The 19,016-nt window shown below is 67.9% G+C and carries 8 protein-coding genes; 7 read left to right on the forward strand and 1 reads right to left on the reverse strand.

The window, feature by feature from the left end:
- Positions 1-13: 13 nt before the first annotated feature.
- Positions 14-979, reverse strand: a complete 966-nt coding sequence (locus GA566_RS05590) for an alpha/beta hydrolase (RefSeq protein WP_160471955.1) — start codon at positions 977-979, stop codon at positions 14-16.
- 221 nt (positions 980-1,200) lie between these two features.
- Here GA566_RS05590 and GA566_RS05595 point away from each other — a divergent pair, with 221 nt between their 5' ends.
- The 7 genes from GA566_RS05595 (at position 1,201) to GA566_RS05625 (ending at position 19,016) form a co-directional block, all read left to right on the forward strand.
- The gene (locus GA566_RS05595; protein WP_160471956.1) at positions 1,201-3,597 is read left to right on the forward strand and encodes a penicillin acylase family protein; all 2,397 of its coding nucleotides are present in this window, start codon (positions 1,201-1,203) and stop codon (positions 3,595-3,597) included.
- 145 nt (positions 3,598-3,742) lie between these two features.
- Positions 3,743-3,979 carry an MbtH family NRPS accessory protein gene (locus tag GA566_RS05600; RefSeq protein WP_137925670.1) on the forward strand — a complete coding sequence of 79 codons (237 nt, stop codon included), beginning with the start codon at positions 3,743-3,745 and terminating at the stop codon, positions 3,977-3,979.
- Between the two features lie 5 nt (positions 3,980-3,984).
- On the forward strand, positions 3,985-4,743 hold the full coding sequence (locus tag GA566_RS05605; protein ID WP_137925669.1) for a thioesterase II family protein: 759 nt from the start codon (positions 3,985-3,987) through the stop codon (positions 4,741-4,743).
- Positions 4,744-4,826: 83 nt separating this feature from the next.
- Positions 4,827-5,810 (forward strand): TauD/TfdA family dioxygenase, encoded by a 984-nt coding sequence (locus GA566_RS05610; protein WP_160471958.1) that lies wholly within the window; start codon positions 4,827-4,829, stop codon positions 5,808-5,810.
- Between the two features lie 58 nt (positions 5,811-5,868).
- A complete protein-coding gene (locus GA566_RS05615; protein WP_237380067.1) occupies positions 5,869-11,139 on the forward strand; it encodes a non-ribosomal peptide synthetase in 5,271 nt (1,756 codons plus the stop codon).
- Entirely contained in the window at positions 11,139-15,698 is a 4,560-nt protein-coding gene (locus tag GA566_RS05620; protein ID WP_160471961.1) for a type I polyketide synthase, read from the forward strand. The genes GA566_RS05615 and GA566_RS05620 overlap by 1 nt, the downstream gene beginning before the upstream one ends.
- 18 nt (positions 15,699-15,716) lie before the next feature.
- Positions 15,717-19,016: a non-ribosomal peptide synthetase gene (locus tag GA566_RS05625; protein WP_160471963.1), complete on the forward strand. Its 3,300-nt coding sequence runs from the start codon at positions 15,717-15,719 to the stop codon at positions 19,014-19,016.

The following is a 19,016-nucleotide window of genomic DNA, read 5'->3' on the forward strand; positions in this document are numbered from 1 at the left end:
GCCGAAGTGTTGGTTACGAAGGGGTGGATGGCTCCCGGTGATGGAAGGCTTCGGCAATGGCGCGTCCCACTTGTGCGCGCATGCGGGCGGCTTCGTCCACAACGTTGCCGAGCCGCGCAAAGTCGTGCACCACGCCGGGCCAGACCACCGTCTGGGCGGTCACGCCTGCGGCCTGCAGCCTGCGGGCGTAGGCATGGCCTTCATCGACGAGGGGATCGAACTCGGCCAGTACGATCAGCGCCGGCGCGAGGCCGCCCAGGTCCGTGGCCTCCAGCGGAGCGAAGCGCCAGTCCGCCCGGTCATCCGCATGCCGCAGGTAGTGGCCGAACATCCATTGCAGCGTGCGCTGCTCCAGCAGATAGCCAACGGCCAGGCGGGCATGCGAAGCGGTGTCCTGATGCGCGCTGGTGCATGGGTACAGCAGCACCTGAAGCCGCGGCTGCGGCGTGCCAGCGTGGCGCGCGGCAATGCACAGCGCCGTCGCCAGCGTGCCGCCTGCGCTGTCGCCGCCGATGGCGATCCGTTCGGGGTCGAGTCCGAGGCTGGCGGCATTGGCGCGGAGCCAGGCGCAGGCATCCTCGGCATCGTGGAAGGCGGTGGGGAACTTGTGCTCGGGGGCCAGCCGGTAGTCGATCGAGAGCACGGCACACTGCGCGGCGTCCGCGAGATCGCGGCACAGCGAGTCGTGCGAGTCCAGTCCGCCCACCACGTAGCCGCCGCCGTGGAAGTACAGCAGCACGGGCGCGGGGGCGGCTGTATCCGATCCGCGATACAGCCGTGCCGGCAGCGCGTGACCATCGCGCGCGGGGATGTGCAGCGCCTCGACCGGAATCTCGGCGCCCGGCGCGTCGAGCGCCAGTGTCGACGCGTCATAAGTGGCGCGCGCCTCGTCGGGCGTCATCTCGCTCATCGGGCGACGTGACTGGCTGGCGAGATTCGCCATTTCCAGGAAGGCGTCGAGGTCGGGGTGCAGGGGCATGATGGTTGCGGTACGTATTCAAACGGTCGTTTCATCGCCGGGCGTGGCCCGTGACGCGATGACATCCGCTAGCAGGACGAACAGTGGTGAAATTTGTTCAGATCCATGGACACCCGACCGGTCCTGCGCCTCATCGATGAACATGCCGGTCCCGCAATCGTCTTGTCATTGCCCGCGTCACGCATGCCGGGTTGATCGATCAACGGACGGGCGGAGGCGCGATGCGGCGGGCAAACACGGTGTGGGGACGGATTTCGGCGGCAGTGGCCGTGGCATGGCTCATCGCGCCGGGCGCCCAGGCCAAACCGCAGACGGTGGCGCCTGCCGTGGAGATTCGCCGTACCGCCGATGGCATTCCCCATATCCGCGCCACCCGTTGGCGTGACCTTGGCCTCGGGGTGGGGTACGCGCAGGCGGAAGACGCGCTGTGCACGATGGCGGACGGCTTCGTGACGTTCTCGGGGCAGCGGTCGCAGTACTTCGGGGCGGAGGCCAAGCCTTTGACGAACTCGACGTTCGGCCGCTCCCGCAATCTCGACCTCGACACGTTCTTTCTGGCCAATGCCGATGACGCCGTGGTGGCGCGCTACCGCCGCGAACATCCGCCTGAACTCAACGCGATGATCGACGGCTTTGCCGAGGGCTATAACCGCTATCTCGATCAGGCGCGCAAGGCCCGGGCGGACGCGAACACGCCTGCCTGCGTGGCAGCGCCATGGGTGCGCCATATCAGCGCGCAGGACATCTATCGCCGCATGTACGCCGCGCAGATTGCGGCGGGCTATGCGCGCTTCATCCCCGATATGGCAAAGGCCGCGCCACCTGTGCAGGAGGCCGTGGGCCGGCGTGAGGGCGATGGCACGCCACCGCAGGCCCTGCAGGCGCTGCAGGATCGGCTGGCGATCCCGATTGGCGATCAGGCCGGACTCGGCAGCAACGCCGTGGCGTTCGGCGGCGCGGTGACGGGCGGGCAGGGCGGCGTGCTGCTTGGCAATCCGCACTGGTACTGGGGTGGCCCGGACCGTTTCTATCAGATGCACCTGACCTTGCCGGGCAAGCTCGATGTGGCCGGCGTGGCCTTTCTCGGCATTCCCGTCGTGATGATCGGCTTCAATGCCGATATCGCGTGGAGCCACACGGTTTCCGCCGCGCGCCGCTTCGGCGTGTTCGATCTGAAGCTGGACCCGCAGGACCCGACGCGCTATCTCGTGGACAACGTTCCGGTTGCGATGGAAGCCCGCAATGTCACCATCGACGTACGCGGCAACGATGGCGTGGTGCGCCCCGTGCACCGGATGTCGTATCGCACCCGTTTCGGCCTAGTGCTCGATCTTGGCGCGCATCATCCCGCGTTTGGCTGGGGCCGCGCCCATGCGCTGGCAATCCGCGACGTCAACGCGGACAACTATCGGATCTTCTCCCAGTTCTTCGCGTGGAACCGTGCACGGTCGCTCGATGCATTCATGCAGATCCAGCGCAGGATGGTGGCGGCGCCGTGGGTCAATACCATCGCCATCGGTCGCCGCGACAACCGCGTCTGGTATGCCGACATGGGCGCCATGCCGAATACACCGGACGATCTGCGCGCGCGCTGCGGCACCGCCTTGTCGAAGGGCTTCGCGGCTGTGGACCCGCTGACGCCAGTGCTCGACGGCAGCCAGTCCGCCTGCGACTGGAAGGCCGATGCGGGTGCTGTGCAGGCGGGCGCCATGCCGGCCTCCGCCATGCCGTCGCTGATTCGCGATGACTATGTCGCCAATATGAACGACAGCTACTGGCTGACCAATCCCGCGCAGCCGCTCGAAGGTTTTCCGCTGTCGATGGGTGGCGAGCGTCAGGCGCTGTCGCTGCGCAGCCGCGAAGGGTATCGGATCGCCGCCGACATCGGCGGGCAGTCGCCGCACTCATCGCGCGACGTCGCGCGTGCGTTGATGGATCGTGCCCTGGCACCGCGCGCACTGTCGGCGGATCTGTTCAAGCAAGCGCTGCTGGCGCGCGCCTGCGTCGATGCCAGCCTCGTGCAACCGTGCGAGGTGCTGCGGCGCTGGCCCAATACCGCCGATAGCGCGCAGCGGGGCGCGCTGTTGTGGAACGCGTTCTGGCGCCGTCTTGCCAAGCCGCCGATGCAGGGCTTCTATCAAGTACCGTTCTCGCCCGCCGATCCGCTGCATACGCCGCGCGATCCGGTGGCTGCCACGTCCGGCCAGCAGGCCGCCGACGCGTTGAAAGCGGCCGTGCGCGATCTGGCCGCACAGGGCCTGGCGCCCGACGCCGTGCTGGGCGCCGCGCAGTTCGTGCGTAGCGCGGGCAAGGACGTGCCGATCTTCGGCGGCTGCCAGGAGATGGGCTATTTCGCCGTGCAGTGCAATGCCGATGACAGTTTGCGCATGGGTCCGCAATCTCAGGGCAACAGCTATCTGCAGGTGGTGCGCTTTGCACGTGACGGCGTGACGGCACACACGCTGCTCGCGCATGGGCAGCGCGATACCGCCATCGACAGCGGTGCGGGCGATGCACCGGTCAATCGCTACGCGCGCAAGGACTGGCTGGTCTTTCCGTTTCGCGATGCCGACATCCGGCGCGATCCGCAATTGCGCCGCACGGTGCTGCAGCGCTGACATCCTGTGCGAGGGCATCGCGCATGTGACGCAGCAGGCCGCTGAACAGATCGCGGGCTGATTCGTCATAGATGCGGAGAGCCACTGCTGGCGCCACGATCCGGCGCGCAGTGGTTCAACTTCCCTCATCGCTACAGGATTCCACATGTCTACGAGCTGCTTCGACCGCGAGGACGAAACCTTCATCGTTCTGGTCAACCAGGAAGAGCAATACTCCATCTGGCCGCACTGGAAGACGGTGCCCGGCGGCTGGACTGCCGTCGACGGCGTGAAGGGCGACAAGAAGACGGTGCTCGAATACGTCGAGAAGACGTGGACCGACATGCGTCCCCGCTCGCTCAAGGAGTGGATGGCGCAGCAGACCAGCGATCAGGCCGGTTGAGCGGTATGCACGATCCGGTCACACTGCTGTGTCTGCCCTGCGCCGGGGCCAGTGCAACGATGTACCTGCGCTGGCGCCGCACGCTGCCCGCGTGGGTACACGTGCTGCCCGTCGAGTTGCCCGGGCGCGGCGGACGGCTTGCCGAGGACTTCTGCCAGGACTTCGATTCGCTCGCGGCGCAGCTATGTGACGAGCAGGCGCCGCATCTGCAAGGAAAGTACGCGCTGTTCGGCCACAGCATGGGCGCGCTGCTCGCGTATGGCATCACGCGCCGGTTGCAGGCGCAGGGCAAGCCCTTGCCGCTGGCATTGCTGCTGTCGGGCAGTCCGGCCCCCTCGCAGCGCGACGCCGAGCGCTTTGCCTGCAAGGACGACGATGCCGGTCTGATCGAGGATCTGCGGCGGCAGGGCGGCACGCCCGATGAGGTCTTCGACAGCCCCGAACTGCTGCGCATCACGCTCGATGTGCTGGGCGCGGACTACCGGATCTGCGAGAGCTTCCGTCACACCACGCCTGCCGCGCTGCCGATGCCGTTGCATGTGCTGGCTGGCCGCCAGGACCCGATCACGGCGGAACGCATCGGCGCCTGGCAGGAGGAAGGCCAGGGCACCTTCACGCTCGACTGGTTCGACGGCAATCATTTCTTCGTGCGCCATCAGGAGGCCGAGGTACTGGACACGGTGCAGCGGCGGCTCGCGCAGAGCCTGCGCGCAGGCGCCGCCGATGCCGCCGATACCAACGATAGCGCGCACGTTGCCGCCTGATCCCAGGCGTCACTTCCAATGCATTCGCGCCGCCCGTGCCCGGCGATCATGCCGCCGCGCGGGACTGCCATCAAGGAGTCTGCATGAACGAAACCCTGAACCGCCTGGAACGCCGGGCGCCCGTTGGCTCCGAACTGCCCGTGCTGATCGTGCCCGATGCGCCGGGCCAGCCGCTGCTCGATGGACTCGCCCAGCACCGTGCCGCCATCGATGAAGCCGTGCAGCGCGCAGGCGGCGTGCTGCTGCGTGGATTCGATGTGCCATCCGTCGATGTGTTCCAGAAGTTCGCCGCATCGTTTGGCCATCCGCTGCTCAAGTACGAGTTCGCGTCGACGCCGCGCAGCGCCGTGGACGCAGCCGGCGCCGGCATCTACACGTCCACGGAATACCCCGCGCACCAGCACATCCCCCTGCACAACGAGCAGGCGTACACGCGCGAATGGCCGATGAAGATCTGGTTTCACTGCGTCACGGCATCGCCCGAAGGCGGCGAGACACCGATTGCCGACAGCCGCGCCATTTACCGCCGCATGCCCGATGCGCTGCGCGAACGTTTCGCGCCCGGCGTGCTCTACGTGCGCAACTACGGCGAGTTCGATGTGCCATGGCAGAAGGTGTTCAACACCGAAAACCGCGCCGAAGTGGAAGCGTTCTGCAAGCGGGCCGATATCCGGTGGGAATGGAAGGACGATGGCGACCTGCGTACCACGCAGCTTTGCCAGGCCGTGGAGCGGCATCCCGTGACCGGCGAAATGGTCTGGTTCAACCAGGCGCACCTGTTTCACGTGTCGAACCTGCAACCCGAAGTGCGCGAATCGCTGGAAGAACTGCTCGGCGAGGACAACCTGCCGCGCAACACGTATTTCGCGGATGGCTCACCGATCTCCGATGCGATCTTTGACGAGGTGCGCGCCGTGCTCGACGCGGAAACCGTGTCGTTCCGCTGGGAATCCGGCGATGTGCTGATGCTCGACAACATGCTGGCGGCTCACGCCCGTGCGCCGTTCAAGGGACCGCGCAAGGTGGTGGTGGCCATGGCCGAGCCGCACGGCAACCTCGGCAAGTGATGACCCCCGGCCGCGCGCCAACCCCGTGACCCCCGCACAGCGGACGATGGAAGCAGAGATGAACACACAGACTTGGCAGGAACCGGTGGACTTTGTCAGCCATCTTGAGGCACTCGCCACGCATCGCCCCGATGACATTGCACTGGTGACCGTCGGGGACGATGGCACGGGGCTGGCGGAATCGTCCTGGACGTATCACGCCTTTGCCGCACGCGTGCGGGCGCTGGCCGCCGTCCTGCAGCAGCGTGGCGCGCGCGGCGAACGTGCACTGGTCATGCTCGACAACGACGACCACTATGCCGTGGCGATGTTTGCGTGCTTCTACGCCGGCACCGTGGCCGTGCCCGTGTTCGCGCCGGACGCGGCGCGCCAGCAGCAACTGGAGCGCCTGACCGGCATCGCGGCCGATGCCGAAGCCCGCTTCGTGCTGACCACGGCCGGGCTAGGCGCCGACGTGGCGGTTGCCATCGGCGCTGCGGTTGCGGTGATCGAGGTCGACGACATCGATGCAGCGCAGGCCGCCCACTGGGCACCATGCACCCCGGCGCTCACCGATGTGGCCTTCCTGCAGTACACCTCGGGTTCCACCTCGGCGCCCAAGGGCGTGATGGTGACGCATGGCAACCTGATCGCCAACGAGCGTGCGATTCGCGCAGGACTCGGCATCGGACCGGCAGACAAGTTCGCGGTCTGGGCGCCGCTGTATCACGACATGGGCCTGATTGGCGGCCTGCTGCAGCCGTTCTATAGCGGGATTCCATGCGTGCTGACGTCGCCGCAGTTCTTCCTGGAGCGGCCGATCCGCTGGCTGGAGATGATCTCGCACCACCGTGCCACGCTGAGCGGCGGTCCGGACTTTGCCTATCGACTGTGCCTGGACCGGGTCAAGGATGCGCAGCTTGCCAGGCTCGACCTGTCGTGCTGGCGCGTGGCCTATACGGGCGCGGAGCCGGTGCGCGCGGACACCATGCAGGCATTTGCCGAGCGCTTCGGCCCGGTGGGATTCCGCGCCGACAGCATCTACCCGTGCTACGGACTTGCCGAAGCCACGCTGTTTGTGACGGGCGTCCAGCGCGGCGCGGGCATGCCGGTGCAGACGTTCGACGCACAGGCACTTGCCAGCGGCACCGCGCGATCGAGCGAGGCTGGCACCGCGCTTGTTGGCTGCGGCACGGTCACGGCCGATCACAGGGTTCGCATCGTCGCGCCTGCCACGCTGCAGCCTGCCGCCGATGGCGTGATCGGCGAGATCTGGGCCAGCGGCCCGAGCATCGGGGCAGGGTACTGGGGCAATCCGGCTGCCACGGCCGAGGCGTTTGTGGAACACGATGGCGCACGCTGGCTGCGCACCGGCGATCTGGGCTTTGTGCACGAAGGGCACCTGTACGTGAGCGGGCGCGTCAAGGATCTCATCATCGTGCGCGGCCACAACCTCTATCCGCAGGATCTGGAGCGGGCAGTCGAAGCGGAGGTCGATGTGGTGCGCAAGGGACGCGTGGCGGCCTTCGCGGTGCAGGTCGACGGGCGGGAGGGCATCGGCCTGGCTGCGGAGGTCTCGCGCAGCACGCGCAAGCTCGTGCCGCCGCCATCGCTGGTGGAAGCGCTGAGCGCAGCCGTCAGCGAAGCCTGCGGCGAGCCGCTGTCCGTGGTGGTATTGCTCAATCCGGGCGCGCTGCCCAAGACGTCGAGCGGCAAGCTGCAGCGCAGCGCGTGCCGGCAGGGCTGGCAGACGCGCACGCTCGATGCCTATGCGCTCTTCGAGCAGGGCCGGATCGAACTCATTGGCGAGGCGGCGGCTTCGGTGGTGCCGCAGGCGGTGCCGCGCGACACATCGGACCCCTTGCTGGCGGAACTCGCCGCCATCTGGGGCGACGTGCTGGATCGCAAGTCCGGCGAACCGCTGCCGGCTGACGCGCATTTCTTCCTGCAGGGCGGCAACTCGCTGGCGGCAGCGCGGGTTGCGGCTGCCGTGGCGGCGCGCTGGAACGTGACGTTCCCGGTGTCCGTGCTGTTCGAGCATCCGCGTCTGCGCGATGCCGTCGCGGCGCTGAAACGCGTGATCGCGGCGGGCAACGCTGCGGTTGCGGCCATTGCACCGTTGCCCGATAGCGGTGTGGCACCGCTCTCGTATGCGCAGCAGCGGCAATGGTTCCTCTGGCATCTTGAACCGGCGAGCACGGCGTACCACGTGGCCGGGGTGCTGACGCTGCAAGGCGCGCTCGATGCCGACGCCCTGCGGCGCGCGGTCGACGCACTGGTCGGGCGTCATGCGATGTTGCGAACCGTCTTCGTCGCCAATGCGCAGGGCGAACCCATCGCAACAGTGCGGCCCCATCAGCCGGTGCCGCTGGTCATCCACGATGTCTCCGGCCTGCCGGCCGCACAGCAGGCCGCAAGCGCATCTGCCGCAGCCCGCGATCTGGCCGACCAGCCGTTCGATCTCGCCACCGGTCCGCTGTGGCGTGTCGCGCTGATCCGGCTGGCCGAGGACCGCCATCAACTGGTGGTGGTGATGCACCACATCGTGTCCGATGGCACGTCGATGGGTATCTGGATCGACGAACTCGCGCAGCACTATCGCGCGGCACTTACCAATGACAACAACCTGCCCGCGCCGCGCCAGTACGCCGATTTCGCGGCATGGCAGACGCAGTGGCTCGCGGGCGGCGAGCGGGATCGGCAACTGGCCTACTGGCGCGAACAGCTTGGCGATACGCATCCCGTGCTGGCGCTGCCCGTCGATCATCCGCGCGATGCCGTGGCGCGATACCGCGCTGCCACGTACGACATGGCGCTGCCATCGTCGCTGCTGACCGCGCTGCGTGCCACGGCAGCCGCCCGCGAGGCCACGCCGTTCATGGCGATGCTTGCCGCATTGCAGGCACTGTTGCATCGGCACACCGGCCAGACCGATATCCGCGTCGGCGTGCCCGTCGCCAATCGCCATCACGCCGCTGCGCAGGGGGTGATCGGCCTGTTCGTGAATACGGTGGTGCTGCGCAACGTGCTCGATGACCGTACGCCGCTGGGTACAGTGCTGGCCACCGCACGGCAGGCTGCGCTTGGCGCGCAGGCCAATCAGGACTTGCCTTTCGAGCAACTGGTGGAGGCATTGCAGCCGGAACGCAGCCTCAGCCACGCGCCGCTGTTCCAGGTGCTGTTCAACCACCAGCACGAGGATTTCAGCCGCTTCTCGGCAATCACGGGACTGGTGGCGAGCGGTGCCGCGCTGCCGGGGACTGCGGCGCAGTTCGAACTGTCCGTCGAGATTCGCGAGAACCGCGACGGCTCGGCGGCGCTGCGCCTGGTCTATGCGCGCGAAGTGTTCGAAGCCGCCACCATGGCGCGCTTTGCCGAACACTATCTGCGCGTGCTCGACACGCTGGCCCGCCAGCCGGACACCACCGTTGGCGATGCCGCATTGCTCGGTGCCGTGGAGCAGGAAACGCTGGCCCAATGGAGCCACGGCGACGCCGTCGCGCGTCTGTCGCCCGACACCGTGCATCGCTGGTTCGAACTGCAGGTGCAGCGATTGCCGCAGGCCGTGGCGCTGCGCTTCGGCGATGCCGTGTTGAACTACGCCGAACTGAACGCCCGTGCCAACCAGCTTGCGCACCACCTGCGCCGCCACGGTGTGGGTGTCGAGACCCGCGTCGGCATCGCCATGGAGCGCTCCGTCGAACTCGTGGTCAGCCTGCTGGCCGTGATGAAAGCGGGCGGCGCCTATGTGCCCATCGATCCCGACCATCCCGCCGACCGCGTGGCCTATATGCTGGACGACAGTGCCGTGGCACTGGTGCTGACGCAGGCGCATCTGCGGGAGCGTCTGCCGGTGGTCGATGGCCTGCAGGTCATCGACGTGGATGGCTTGTCAGCGGCGCTGTCCGCCGAGCCCGCACACGATCCCGACATCGCTGTGCATGGCGAAAACCTCGTCTACCTGATCTACACATCGGGCTCGACGGGGCGTCCGAAGGGTGCCGGCAACCGGCATCGCGCGCTATGCAACCGGCTGGCCTGGGGCCAGCAGCATCAACCGCTGGATGGCACGGACACCGTGCTGCAGAAGACCCCGTACAGCTTCGATATCTCGTTCTGGGAGTTCTTCTGGCCGCTGACGGCTGGCGCCACGCTGGCCTTGGCGGGACCGGGCGAGCATCGCGATCCGGCCCGGCTCGTGGCGCTGATCGACCTGCATCGCGTGACGACGATCCACTTCGTGCCGTCGATGCTGCAGGCGTTCATGGCGCACGGTGCCACCGCCGCGTGCCAGCGCATCCGCCGCATCGTGTGCAGCGGCGAAGCGCTGCCGGCCGATCTCCAGGCGCGCGTGCTGCAGGCATTTCCGCAGGCCACGCTGCTGAACCTGTATGGTCCGACCGAAGCGGCCATCGAGGTCACGTACTGGGACTGCCACGACGATGGCGCGTTGACCGTGCCCATCGGCAAGCCCGTTGGCAACACGCAGGCGTGGGTGCTCGATGCCGCGCTGCGTCCCGTGCCGCAGGGCGTGGCCGGCGAGCTTCACCTCGGTGGCTTGAGTCTGGCGCGTGGCTACTGGAACCGGCCGGGCCTGACGGCCGAGCGATTTGTTGCCGATCCGCTGGATGACAGCGGTGGGCGCCTGTATCGCACGGGCGACCTCGTGCGCTGGCGTGCCGATGGCCAGATCGAATACCTGGGCCGCATCGACCATCAGGTCAAGATCCGCGGCTTCCGCATCGAACTGGGCGAGGTGGAAGCGGCACTGCTGGCGCTGCCCACTGTGCGCGAGGCCGTGGTGGTGGCGCAGGATACCGGCGCCGGGCACCGCTTGGTGGCGTACGTCCAGGCCGATGCATCGGATACCGGTGATGCAGCTGCCATCAAGTCCGCGCTGGCGCAGACGCTGCCGGACTACATGGTGCCGTCGCTCGTGATGATGCTGGCGCGTATGCCGCTCAACGCCAACGGCAAGATCGACCGCAAGGCGCTGCCCGCGCCTGAAGCCGCAAGTCCGCGCGCGTTCGAAGCGCCGGTTGGGGAACTGGCGCAGGCGCTGGCCGCAATCTGGGCCGAGGTGCTGCACCTGGAGCGCGTCGGCCAGCAAGACAATTTCTTCGATATCGGCGGTCACTCGCTGCTGCTGATCCGCGTACACCGGCTGATGGAAGAACGGCTGACTACCAGGGTGCCGCTGGTGGATCTCTTCCAGTATCCAACCATCGACGCCTTGCGGCGCCACCTGGAAGCCGGCACGACAGCGCCCGTGGCGGACACGCGCCAACGGGCGCAGGACCAGCGGGCCGCGCGCCTGCGCCGGGGCCGTACCGAGGCGGGAGTGAACTGATGCCGGTGTACGAAACGCCCACCCATCTGACCGGGATCGAGATTGCCATCGTGGGCATGGCGGGCCGGTTCCCCGATGCGCCGGACGTGGACGCGTTCTGGCGCAATATCTGCAACGGTGTCGAGTCGGTGTCGACGCTTTCCGACGCGGAACTTGCGGCAGCCGGTGTGCCACCCGAGCGAATCGCCGACCCCGCCTACGTCAAGGCTGGTGTCCGCTTCGAAGGGTTCGACCGCTTCGACGCGGCGTTCTTCGGCTACGCGCCGCGCGAGGCCCAGTATCTCGATCCGCAGCAGCGCATTTTCCTGGAGTGCGCATGGCATGCGATGGAGCACGCGGGCTATGACGTGGCGCGGTTGCAGGCGGCCGTGGGCGTCTATGCCGGCGCCGGCGCGAACCTGTATCTCATGACGCATCTGCTGCCGCAGCGCGCGCTTGGTACGGATGCCGGCATTGCCGAACTGATCGGACTCATGAATGGCAACGCCAGCGATGCCCTGAGCACGCGCGTGGCGTACAAGCTGAATCTGCGCGGTCCGGCGCTGACGGTGCAGACCGCGTGCTCGACGTCGCTCGTGGCCGTGCATCAGGCATGCCAGGCGCTGCTGGCGCGCGAATGCGATATGGCACTGGCCGGAGGGGTCTGGCTGAACCTGCTGCAAGCGCAGGGCTATGCTTATCAGGCAGGCGCGATCCTGTCCTCGGACGGGCATTGCCGGGCGTTCGATGCACGCGCCGATGGCACGGTACTGGGCAGCGGTGCCGGTGTCGTGGCATTGAAGCGGCTGGAACAGGCGCTGGACGATGGCGACACGATCCACGCCATCATCAAGGCCACGGCGCTCAACAACGATGGCGCCAACAAGGTGGGCTATACCGCGCCGAGCGTCGCGGGGCAGGCCGATGCCATCGGGCTGGCCCAGATGCTGGCCGATGTCTCGCCTGACTCCATTGGCTACGTCGAAGCGCATGGCACGGGCACCACGCTTGGCGATCCCATCGAAATCGCGGCACTGACCCAGGCGTTCCGTGAAGGCACGCAGCGGCGCGGCTTCTGTGCCATTGGCTCGGTCAAGACCAATATCGGCCATCTCGATGCGGCGGCTGGCGTGGCGGGCCTTATCAAGGCCGTGATGGCGTTGCGCCATCGCACCTTGCCGCCGAGCCTGCATTTCGAGACACCGAATCCGGGCATCGATTTCGCGTCCGGTCCTTTCTTCGTCAACACGCGCGCCACGCACTGGAGCGCCGGCCCGGTGCCGCGCCGCGCGGGCGTGAGTTCGTTCGGCATGGGCGGCACGAACGCGCACGCCGTGCTGGAGGAAGCACCGGCACTGCGTCCTGCCGGCACGCCGAGTGAAGGCGCCCAACTGCTGCTGCTGTCGGCGCGCAGCGAATCCGCACTGGCGAATGCCACCCACGCGCTGGCGCATCACCTTGACCACCAGCCGGACCTGCAGCTTGCCGATGTGGCCCACACGCTCGCGATGGGCCGCAAGCCGTTTGCCCATCGCGCCGTGGTGATCGCCAGCGATCTGGCGCAGGCGGCGCAGGCGCTGCACACGCGCAGCGCGACACACCTCGTCAGCGGCGCGGCTGCCGATGAACCGCCTTCGGTCGCCTTCCTGTTCCCGGGGCAAGGGGCGCAACACGTGGGCATGGCTCGCGCGCTGTACGACACAGCGCCGCTATTCCGTTCGACGGTGGATGCATGCTGCGAGCGCCTGCGCGAGCCGCTCGGCACCGATCTGCGGCAATGGATCTGGCCGGAAGACACGAGCGCCAGCCCCGACGCCATCGCAAAGGCAGGCGCGGAACTGTCGCGTACCGCGCTGACGCAGCCCGCGCTGTTCGTCATCGAGTACGCCCTGGCGAAACTGTGGATGTCGTGGGGCGTCCAGCCCGCCGCAATGATCGGGCATAGCATTGGCGAGTACGTTGCCGCGTGCCTGGCGGGCGTCTTCACGCTCGACGACGCACTGGTGCTGGTGGCCGCACGTGGCCGCCTGATGCAGTCGACGCCACCCGGCGCGATGCTGGCCGTGGGTCTCCCGGAAAGCGCATTGACACCGTGGATCGAGGCCGGCTGCGATCTGGCAGCGGTCAATGCGCCGGAACTGTGTGTGCTGGCCGGCACCGTGGACGCTATCGGCAAGGCTGAACAGGCGTTGCTGGCGCAGGGTGCGGTGGTCCGGCGCCTGCATGTCTCGCACGCGTTTCACTCTGCATTGCTCGATCCGGTGATCGCGGAATTCGAGGCCGTCGTGGGCCGCCTGACGTTGCGCGCGCCGTCGATTCCCTATGTGTCCAACGTGACCGGCGACTGGATCACCGCCGCGCAGGCATGCGATCCGCGCTACTGGGCAGAGCATCTGCGCGGCACGGTGCGCTTCGCGGCGGGGCTGGGGCGTCTGCTGGAACGGGCCGATTGCATTGCGCTCGAAGTGGGTCCTGGCGATACGCTCACGTCGCTGGTCAAGCGTCATCCGCTGGCAGAAGGGCGCATGGCGCTCTCCACGCTGCCCCATGCCCGGCGCGAAGACCTGCAGGCGCTGCAGCACCTGCGCTGCCTTGGGCAACTGTGGACTGCCGGCGTCGATATCGATGTGGCACTTGCCGAGCGGATCGGTCCGGCACGCCGCCGTATTCCGCTGCCCGGCTATCCGTTCGAACATCGATCGTTCTGGGTCGACGCCCCCGCCGTGGCGGACAAGGCGCCCGGGATCGCGTCCGGTCCGTGCGGAATCGATGACTGGTTCCACGTGCCCACCTGGCAGCGCGTGACGTTGCCCGCTGCATCCTCGGCACAGGAAGGCTGCACAGTGGTGCTGGGCGGGTCGGGCAGTGTCGATGATCGTGTGCTGCAGCGGCTGGCCGGTATGGGCACCGTGGCGAGCATCGCGGCGGGTGCCACCTACGCCCGACTGGATGCTCACCACCACGTCGCGCCGCCCGCCGATGCCGAGGCACTGGCCGATGCGTTGCGCGCGATTGGCCGCGAGGTGGGCGCAATTGCGCGGATTTGCTGTTTGTGGACGCTCAATGGCGACCATGGCATGACGAGCCTCGTCGCCCTTGCGCGTGCCATCGAGGCAGCGCCGGCATCTCGTGCACCGGGCCGGCTCGTCCTGCAGATCGTCACGCAGGGACTGGCCGATGTCACGGGCACCGAGCCCCTCGATCCGGACCGTGCGCTGCTGCTCGGCCCCGCGTTGGTGATGCCGCAGGAACTGCAGGACGTGGTGTGCGGCGTCGTCGATATCGAGGTGCCCGCGTCCGGCAGCTTCGCCGAAACGCGCCTCGTCACGCAGCTTTGCGACGCGCTGCACGATGCCGAGCCGTTGCCGATGAGCGCCTATCGCGGGCCGCATCGTTGGGTGCGCGGCCACGAAGCGCTGCGCCATGCGCCGGATTCCCCGGTGCATCTGCGGAAGGGCGGGACGTACCTGATCACGGGCGGGCTTGGCGGTGTGGGCCTGGCGCTTGCGCGTCATCTTGCCGAACACTGGCAGGCGCGCCTTGTGCTGCTGCAGCGCTCGGCGTTGCCGCCGCGTACGGATTGGGCCGCGCGCATCGCCGATGCCTCGCAACCACAGGCGCTGCGCGAGCGGCTGGCCGCACTGCAGTCCCTCGCATCGCTCGGCGCCGAGGTCATGACGCTGACCGCCGATGTGACGGATGCCACGGCCATGCGAGTGGCGATGTCCGAAGCACGGCAGACGTTCGGCACGCTGCATGGCGTGATCCACGCCGCTGGCGAGTCCGCCGACGCGTACCTCGCGCAGTGGAGCGAGGAACAGTCCGCGCGGGTGCTGGCGCCAAAGGTTGACGGCACGCGTCACCTGCTGGCCGCGCTGCAAGGCCAGCAGCCCGACTTCGTATTGCTGTGTTCGTCGCTGGCGAGCATCGCCGGTGGCATTGGCCGCGCCGACTATGCCGCGGCCAATGCCTGGCTCGATGCGCGCGCCACGGCGGCACTGCGCGACGCGTCGTTTCCTGTCATCGCCGTCAACTGGGACGGCTGGCGCGATGTGGGCATGGCGGCGGCCATGGCGCTTCCCGAAGGCGTCGGCATCCCGGCAGCACAGGGCGGTGCCGCGCTGGAACGCGTGCTGTCCGGTCCGCCTCGTGCGCAGGTGCTTGTCGTCACCACCGATCTGACGCAGCGTCTGCGCGGCGTCGATCTCGCGATGTTCGACACGCTCGACACCCTCGACGCCCGCCGCTCCAGCCGGCCGCAGCATCCGCGCCCGGCACTGGGCGTGCCATACGTGGGGGCGGAGGACGATCTGTCGCAGGGGCTGGCGGCGCTGTTCGGCGAACTGGTGGGTGTGGCGCCCGTAGGTATCCACGACAACCTGTTCGAACTGGGCGGCGATTCCCTGCTGGCCATCCAGTTGCTGGCCCGCGTGCGTGCGGCCTGGGGCGTCTCCGTGCGACCCGTCGACTTCTTCAAGACCCCCACGGTGGAGGCGCTTGCGGTGCTGGTGGAACTGCTCCTGATCGAACAGATCGCGCAGGACGACACCCCGGACACCGCCGCCACGCTCCCCGTCTGACCCTAGCGAAATCGTTCGATGCAAGATATTTCTGCTCGCCGCGCCAGCCTCAATCCGGCGCAACTGGCCCTGCTGCGCCAGCGCCTGCGCGGGGGGGCTGCCGCTGGCGCCGCTACGCAGGCGGCCACCGACCGTATCGTGCGGCGCGCGTCCGATGGCCCGGCACGGTTGTCGTTTGCGCAGCAACGGCTGTGGGTGCTGTCGAAGATCGATCCCGCCAGCACCGCCTATCATCTCTGCGGCGGCTTGCGGCTGCAGGGCACGCTCGACGTGTCTGCCCTGCGGCATGCCCTGGCGGTGCTCGTGGGGCGGCACGCGGCACTGCGCACGGTGTTTCGCACCAATGAAGCTGGCGAGGCCGAACAATGCGTGCAGCCCACCGCTGACATCGTGCTGGAAGTGGTGGACCATGCGGCATCGCACGGCGCCATCCGTCGCCTGTGCGATACGCCGTTCGATCTGGAGCGTGGCCCGCTCATGCGTGTGGCGCTGTGCCAGCGCGCGGCCAACGATGCCGAGCTGGTGGTGGTGATGCACCACATCGTGTCGGACGCCGTCTCGACGCAGGTGATCCTGGCGGATCTGTCGCGCGCCTATCGCGCTCACGTGGCCGGGCGTGTCGAGGCACTGCCGCCGCCTGACATCGACTATGCCGATTTCGCCGCGTGGCAGCGTGACTGGCTCAAGGACGGCGAACAGGCGCGTCAACTCGGTTACTGGCGCACGCAGCTTGGCGATGCGCATCCGGTGCTGTCGCTGCAGACGGACCGGCCCCGTCTGGCATCGGCGGGCTATCACGCTGCGGCGCATGTCTTTGCTGTGCCGCCCGCGCTGCTGGCCCAGTTGCGCCAGCGCGCGCAGGCGGCCGACAGCACGTTGTTCTCGGTGCTGCTCGCTGCCTTTCACGCGCTGCTGCACCGTTACGCCGATCTGCCGGTGATCCGGACCGGCGTGCCGTTTGCCAACCGCAATCGCGCGGAAACCGCTGGTGTCGTGGGCTTCTTCATCAACACGGTGGTGCTGCAATCGCGCATGGCCGCGCGCGTGACGCTGGGGCAGGTGCTGCACCACATCCACGCCGCAGCGCTCGACGCCCAGGCAAACCAGGACCTGCCGTTCGAGCAACTGGTGGAGGCGTTGCAGCCGGAACGCACGCCCGGCCACCATCCGCTGTTTCAGGCGATGTTCAACCACGTGCGGCGCGATGACAGCGCGTTGTCCGGCTGGCCCCGCCTGGCCGTTTCGCGCATCGACCTGCCGCATGGCAATGCCCAGTTCGAACTGATGCTGGAGTCCATCGAACACGACGACGGCACGCTGCAACTGACGCTGCGCTACGCCGTTGAACTGTTCGAGCCGGAGACCATGGCACGCATGGCGGCGCACTACGAAGCCATGCTGCAAGCGCTCGCTACACAGCCGGATATGGCTGTGGCCGATGTGCCGCTGCTGGCCGCCGAGGAAGGCGCGCGGCTCGATGGCTGGAGCATCAACACGGATGCCCACGGCACGCCGGAGCCGGTGCATCACCTCATTGCCCGACAGGCAGCGGCGACGCCCGATGCGGTGGCCCTGGTGTTCGGCGAGCAATCGCTGCGCTACGCGGAGCTGGATGCGCGTGCCAACCGCTTGGCGCATCAACTGATCGCACTGGGCGTGCGTCCCGAGATGCCCGTGGGTATCGTGGCCGAACGCTCGATCGAGATGGTGGTGGGCCTGCTCGGCATCCTTAAGGCCGGTGGCGCCTATGTGCCCATCGATCCCGAGTATCCGGCCGAGCGCATCGCGTACATGGTCGAGGACAGCGCGGTGTCGCTGCTGCTCGGGCAGTCGCATCTGCGCGAACGGGTGCCGGCCCGGCTGGCCGCCACGTGGCTCGATCTCGACACGCTCGATTGGAATGCGTGGCCGACCTACGCGCCAGCGGTGCCGCTGCACGCCGAGAGCCTGGCCTACGTGATCTACACCTCCGGCTCCACGGGACGCCCCAAGGGCGCGGCCAATCGGCACGGCGCGCTGCATAACCGGCTCGCGTGGATGCAGCAGGCCTATGCACTGAGCAATGCGGACACCGTATTGCAGAAGACCCCGTTCAGCTTCGATGTCTCGGTCTGGGAGTTCTTCTGGCCGCTGATGGTCGGTGCGCGTCTGGCGCTGGCAGCACCGGGCGAGCATCGCGATCCGGCGCGGCTCGTGGCGCGCATCGCGGCGCATGACGTGAGCACGCTGCACTTCGTGCCGTCGATGCTGGCCGCATTCATGGCCCACGATGGCGTGGAAGCCTGCCGCAGCGTGCGGCGCATCGTGTGCAGCGGCGAGGCGTTGCCCGCAGAGGTGCAGGCGCAGGTGCTGGCGCGCTTGCCGTGGGTGTCGCTCGATAACCTCTATGGCCCGACCGAAGCGGCGATCGACGTCACGTACTGGAACTGCCGCGCCGAAGGCCGGCAAGTGCCGATTGGCCGACCGCTGTCGGGCATCCGCACGCATGTGCTCGACGGCAGCCTGAACCGCGTGCCGCAGGGCGTGGCGGGCGAGTTGTATCTGGGCGGCGTGGGATTGGCGCGCGGCTATCTGCGTCGTCCGGGCCTGACGGCCGAGCGCTTCGTGGCCGATCCCTTCGAGGCAGGCGGGCGCCTGTATCGCACGGGCGATCTGGTGCGCTGGCGTGCCGATGGGCAACTGGAATACCTGGGCCGGATCGACCATCAGGTGAAGATCCGTGGCCTGCGGATCGAACTGGGCGAGATTGAGGCGCAGTTGCTGGCGCTGCCCGAAGTGGCGGAGGCGGTGGTGGTTGCCGTAGGCGGCACGCGACTGGTGGCCTACGTGGCATGCCGGGCAGGGCAGTCGCTCGATGCGCAGACGATGCGTGTCAGGCTCGGTGAAGCATTGCCCGAGTACATGGTGCCGTCCGCGTTGGTGGTGCTGGATCGTCTGCCGCTGAACGCCAACGGCAAGCTGGATCGCAAGGCGCTGCCGGCACCCGACGTGCAGGCACAGATGAGCTACGAAGCGCCGCAAGGCGAGGCGGAAATCGCGCTGGCTGCCATCTGGGCGGAGGTACTCGGCATCGAACGCGTGGGCCGCCACGACAACTTCTTTGAACTGGGCGGCGATTCGCTGTCCACGGTGCGCGTCAGTGCGCTGCTCGTGTCCCGCCACGGATGGGATCTCCCGATGCGGCACCTGTTCGATCACCCCACGCCGCACGCGCTCGCCAGACATATCGCCGCCAGCGACACCAACACGCTGGGTGGCCAGCAGCAGCGCCTGTCTGCAATGGACGACCTGCTCAACGCACTGGAAGGACTGGAATAA

This window comes from Cupriavidus sp. SW-Y-13 (assembly GCF_009793345.1).
In the GTDB taxonomy this organism is placed as follows: Bacteria; Pseudomonadota; Gammaproteobacteria; order Burkholderiales; family Burkholderiaceae; genus Cupriavidus.

What these genes read in the sequence shown, in the direction of transcription:
- GA566_RS05605 (WP_137925669.1), top strand. Translation starts at nt 3,985, where the DNA reads ATGCACGATCCGGTCACACTGCTGTGTCTGCCCTGCGCCGGGGCCAGT.
- GA566_RS05610 (WP_160471958.1), top strand. Translation starts at nt 4,827, where the DNA reads ATGAACGAAACCCTGAACCGCCTGGAACGCCGGGCGCCCGTTGGCTCC.
- GA566_RS05620 (WP_160471961.1), top strand. Translation starts at nt 11,139, where the DNA reads ATGCCGGTGTACGAAACGCCCACCCATCTGACCGGGATCGAGATTGCC.
- GA566_RS05590 (WP_160471955.1), bottom strand. Translation starts at nt 979, where the DNA reads ATGCCCCTGCACCCCGACCTCGACGCCTTCCTGGAAATGGCGAATCTC.
- GA566_RS05595 (WP_160471956.1), top strand. Translation starts at nt 1,201, where the DNA reads ATGCGGCGGGCAAACACGGTGTGGGGACGGATTTCGGCGGCAGTGGCC.
- GA566_RS05625 (WP_160471963.1), top strand. Translation starts at nt 15,717, where the DNA reads ATGCAAGATATTTCTGCTCGCCGCGCCAGCCTCAATCCGGCGCAACTG.
- GA566_RS05615 (WP_237380067.1), top strand. Translation starts at nt 5,869, where the DNA reads ATGAACACACAGACTTGGCAGGAACCGGTGGACTTTGTCAGCCATCTT.
- GA566_RS05600 (WP_137925670.1), top strand. Translation starts at nt 3,743, where the DNA reads ATGTCTACGAGCTGCTTCGACCGCGAGGACGAAACCTTCATCGTTCTG.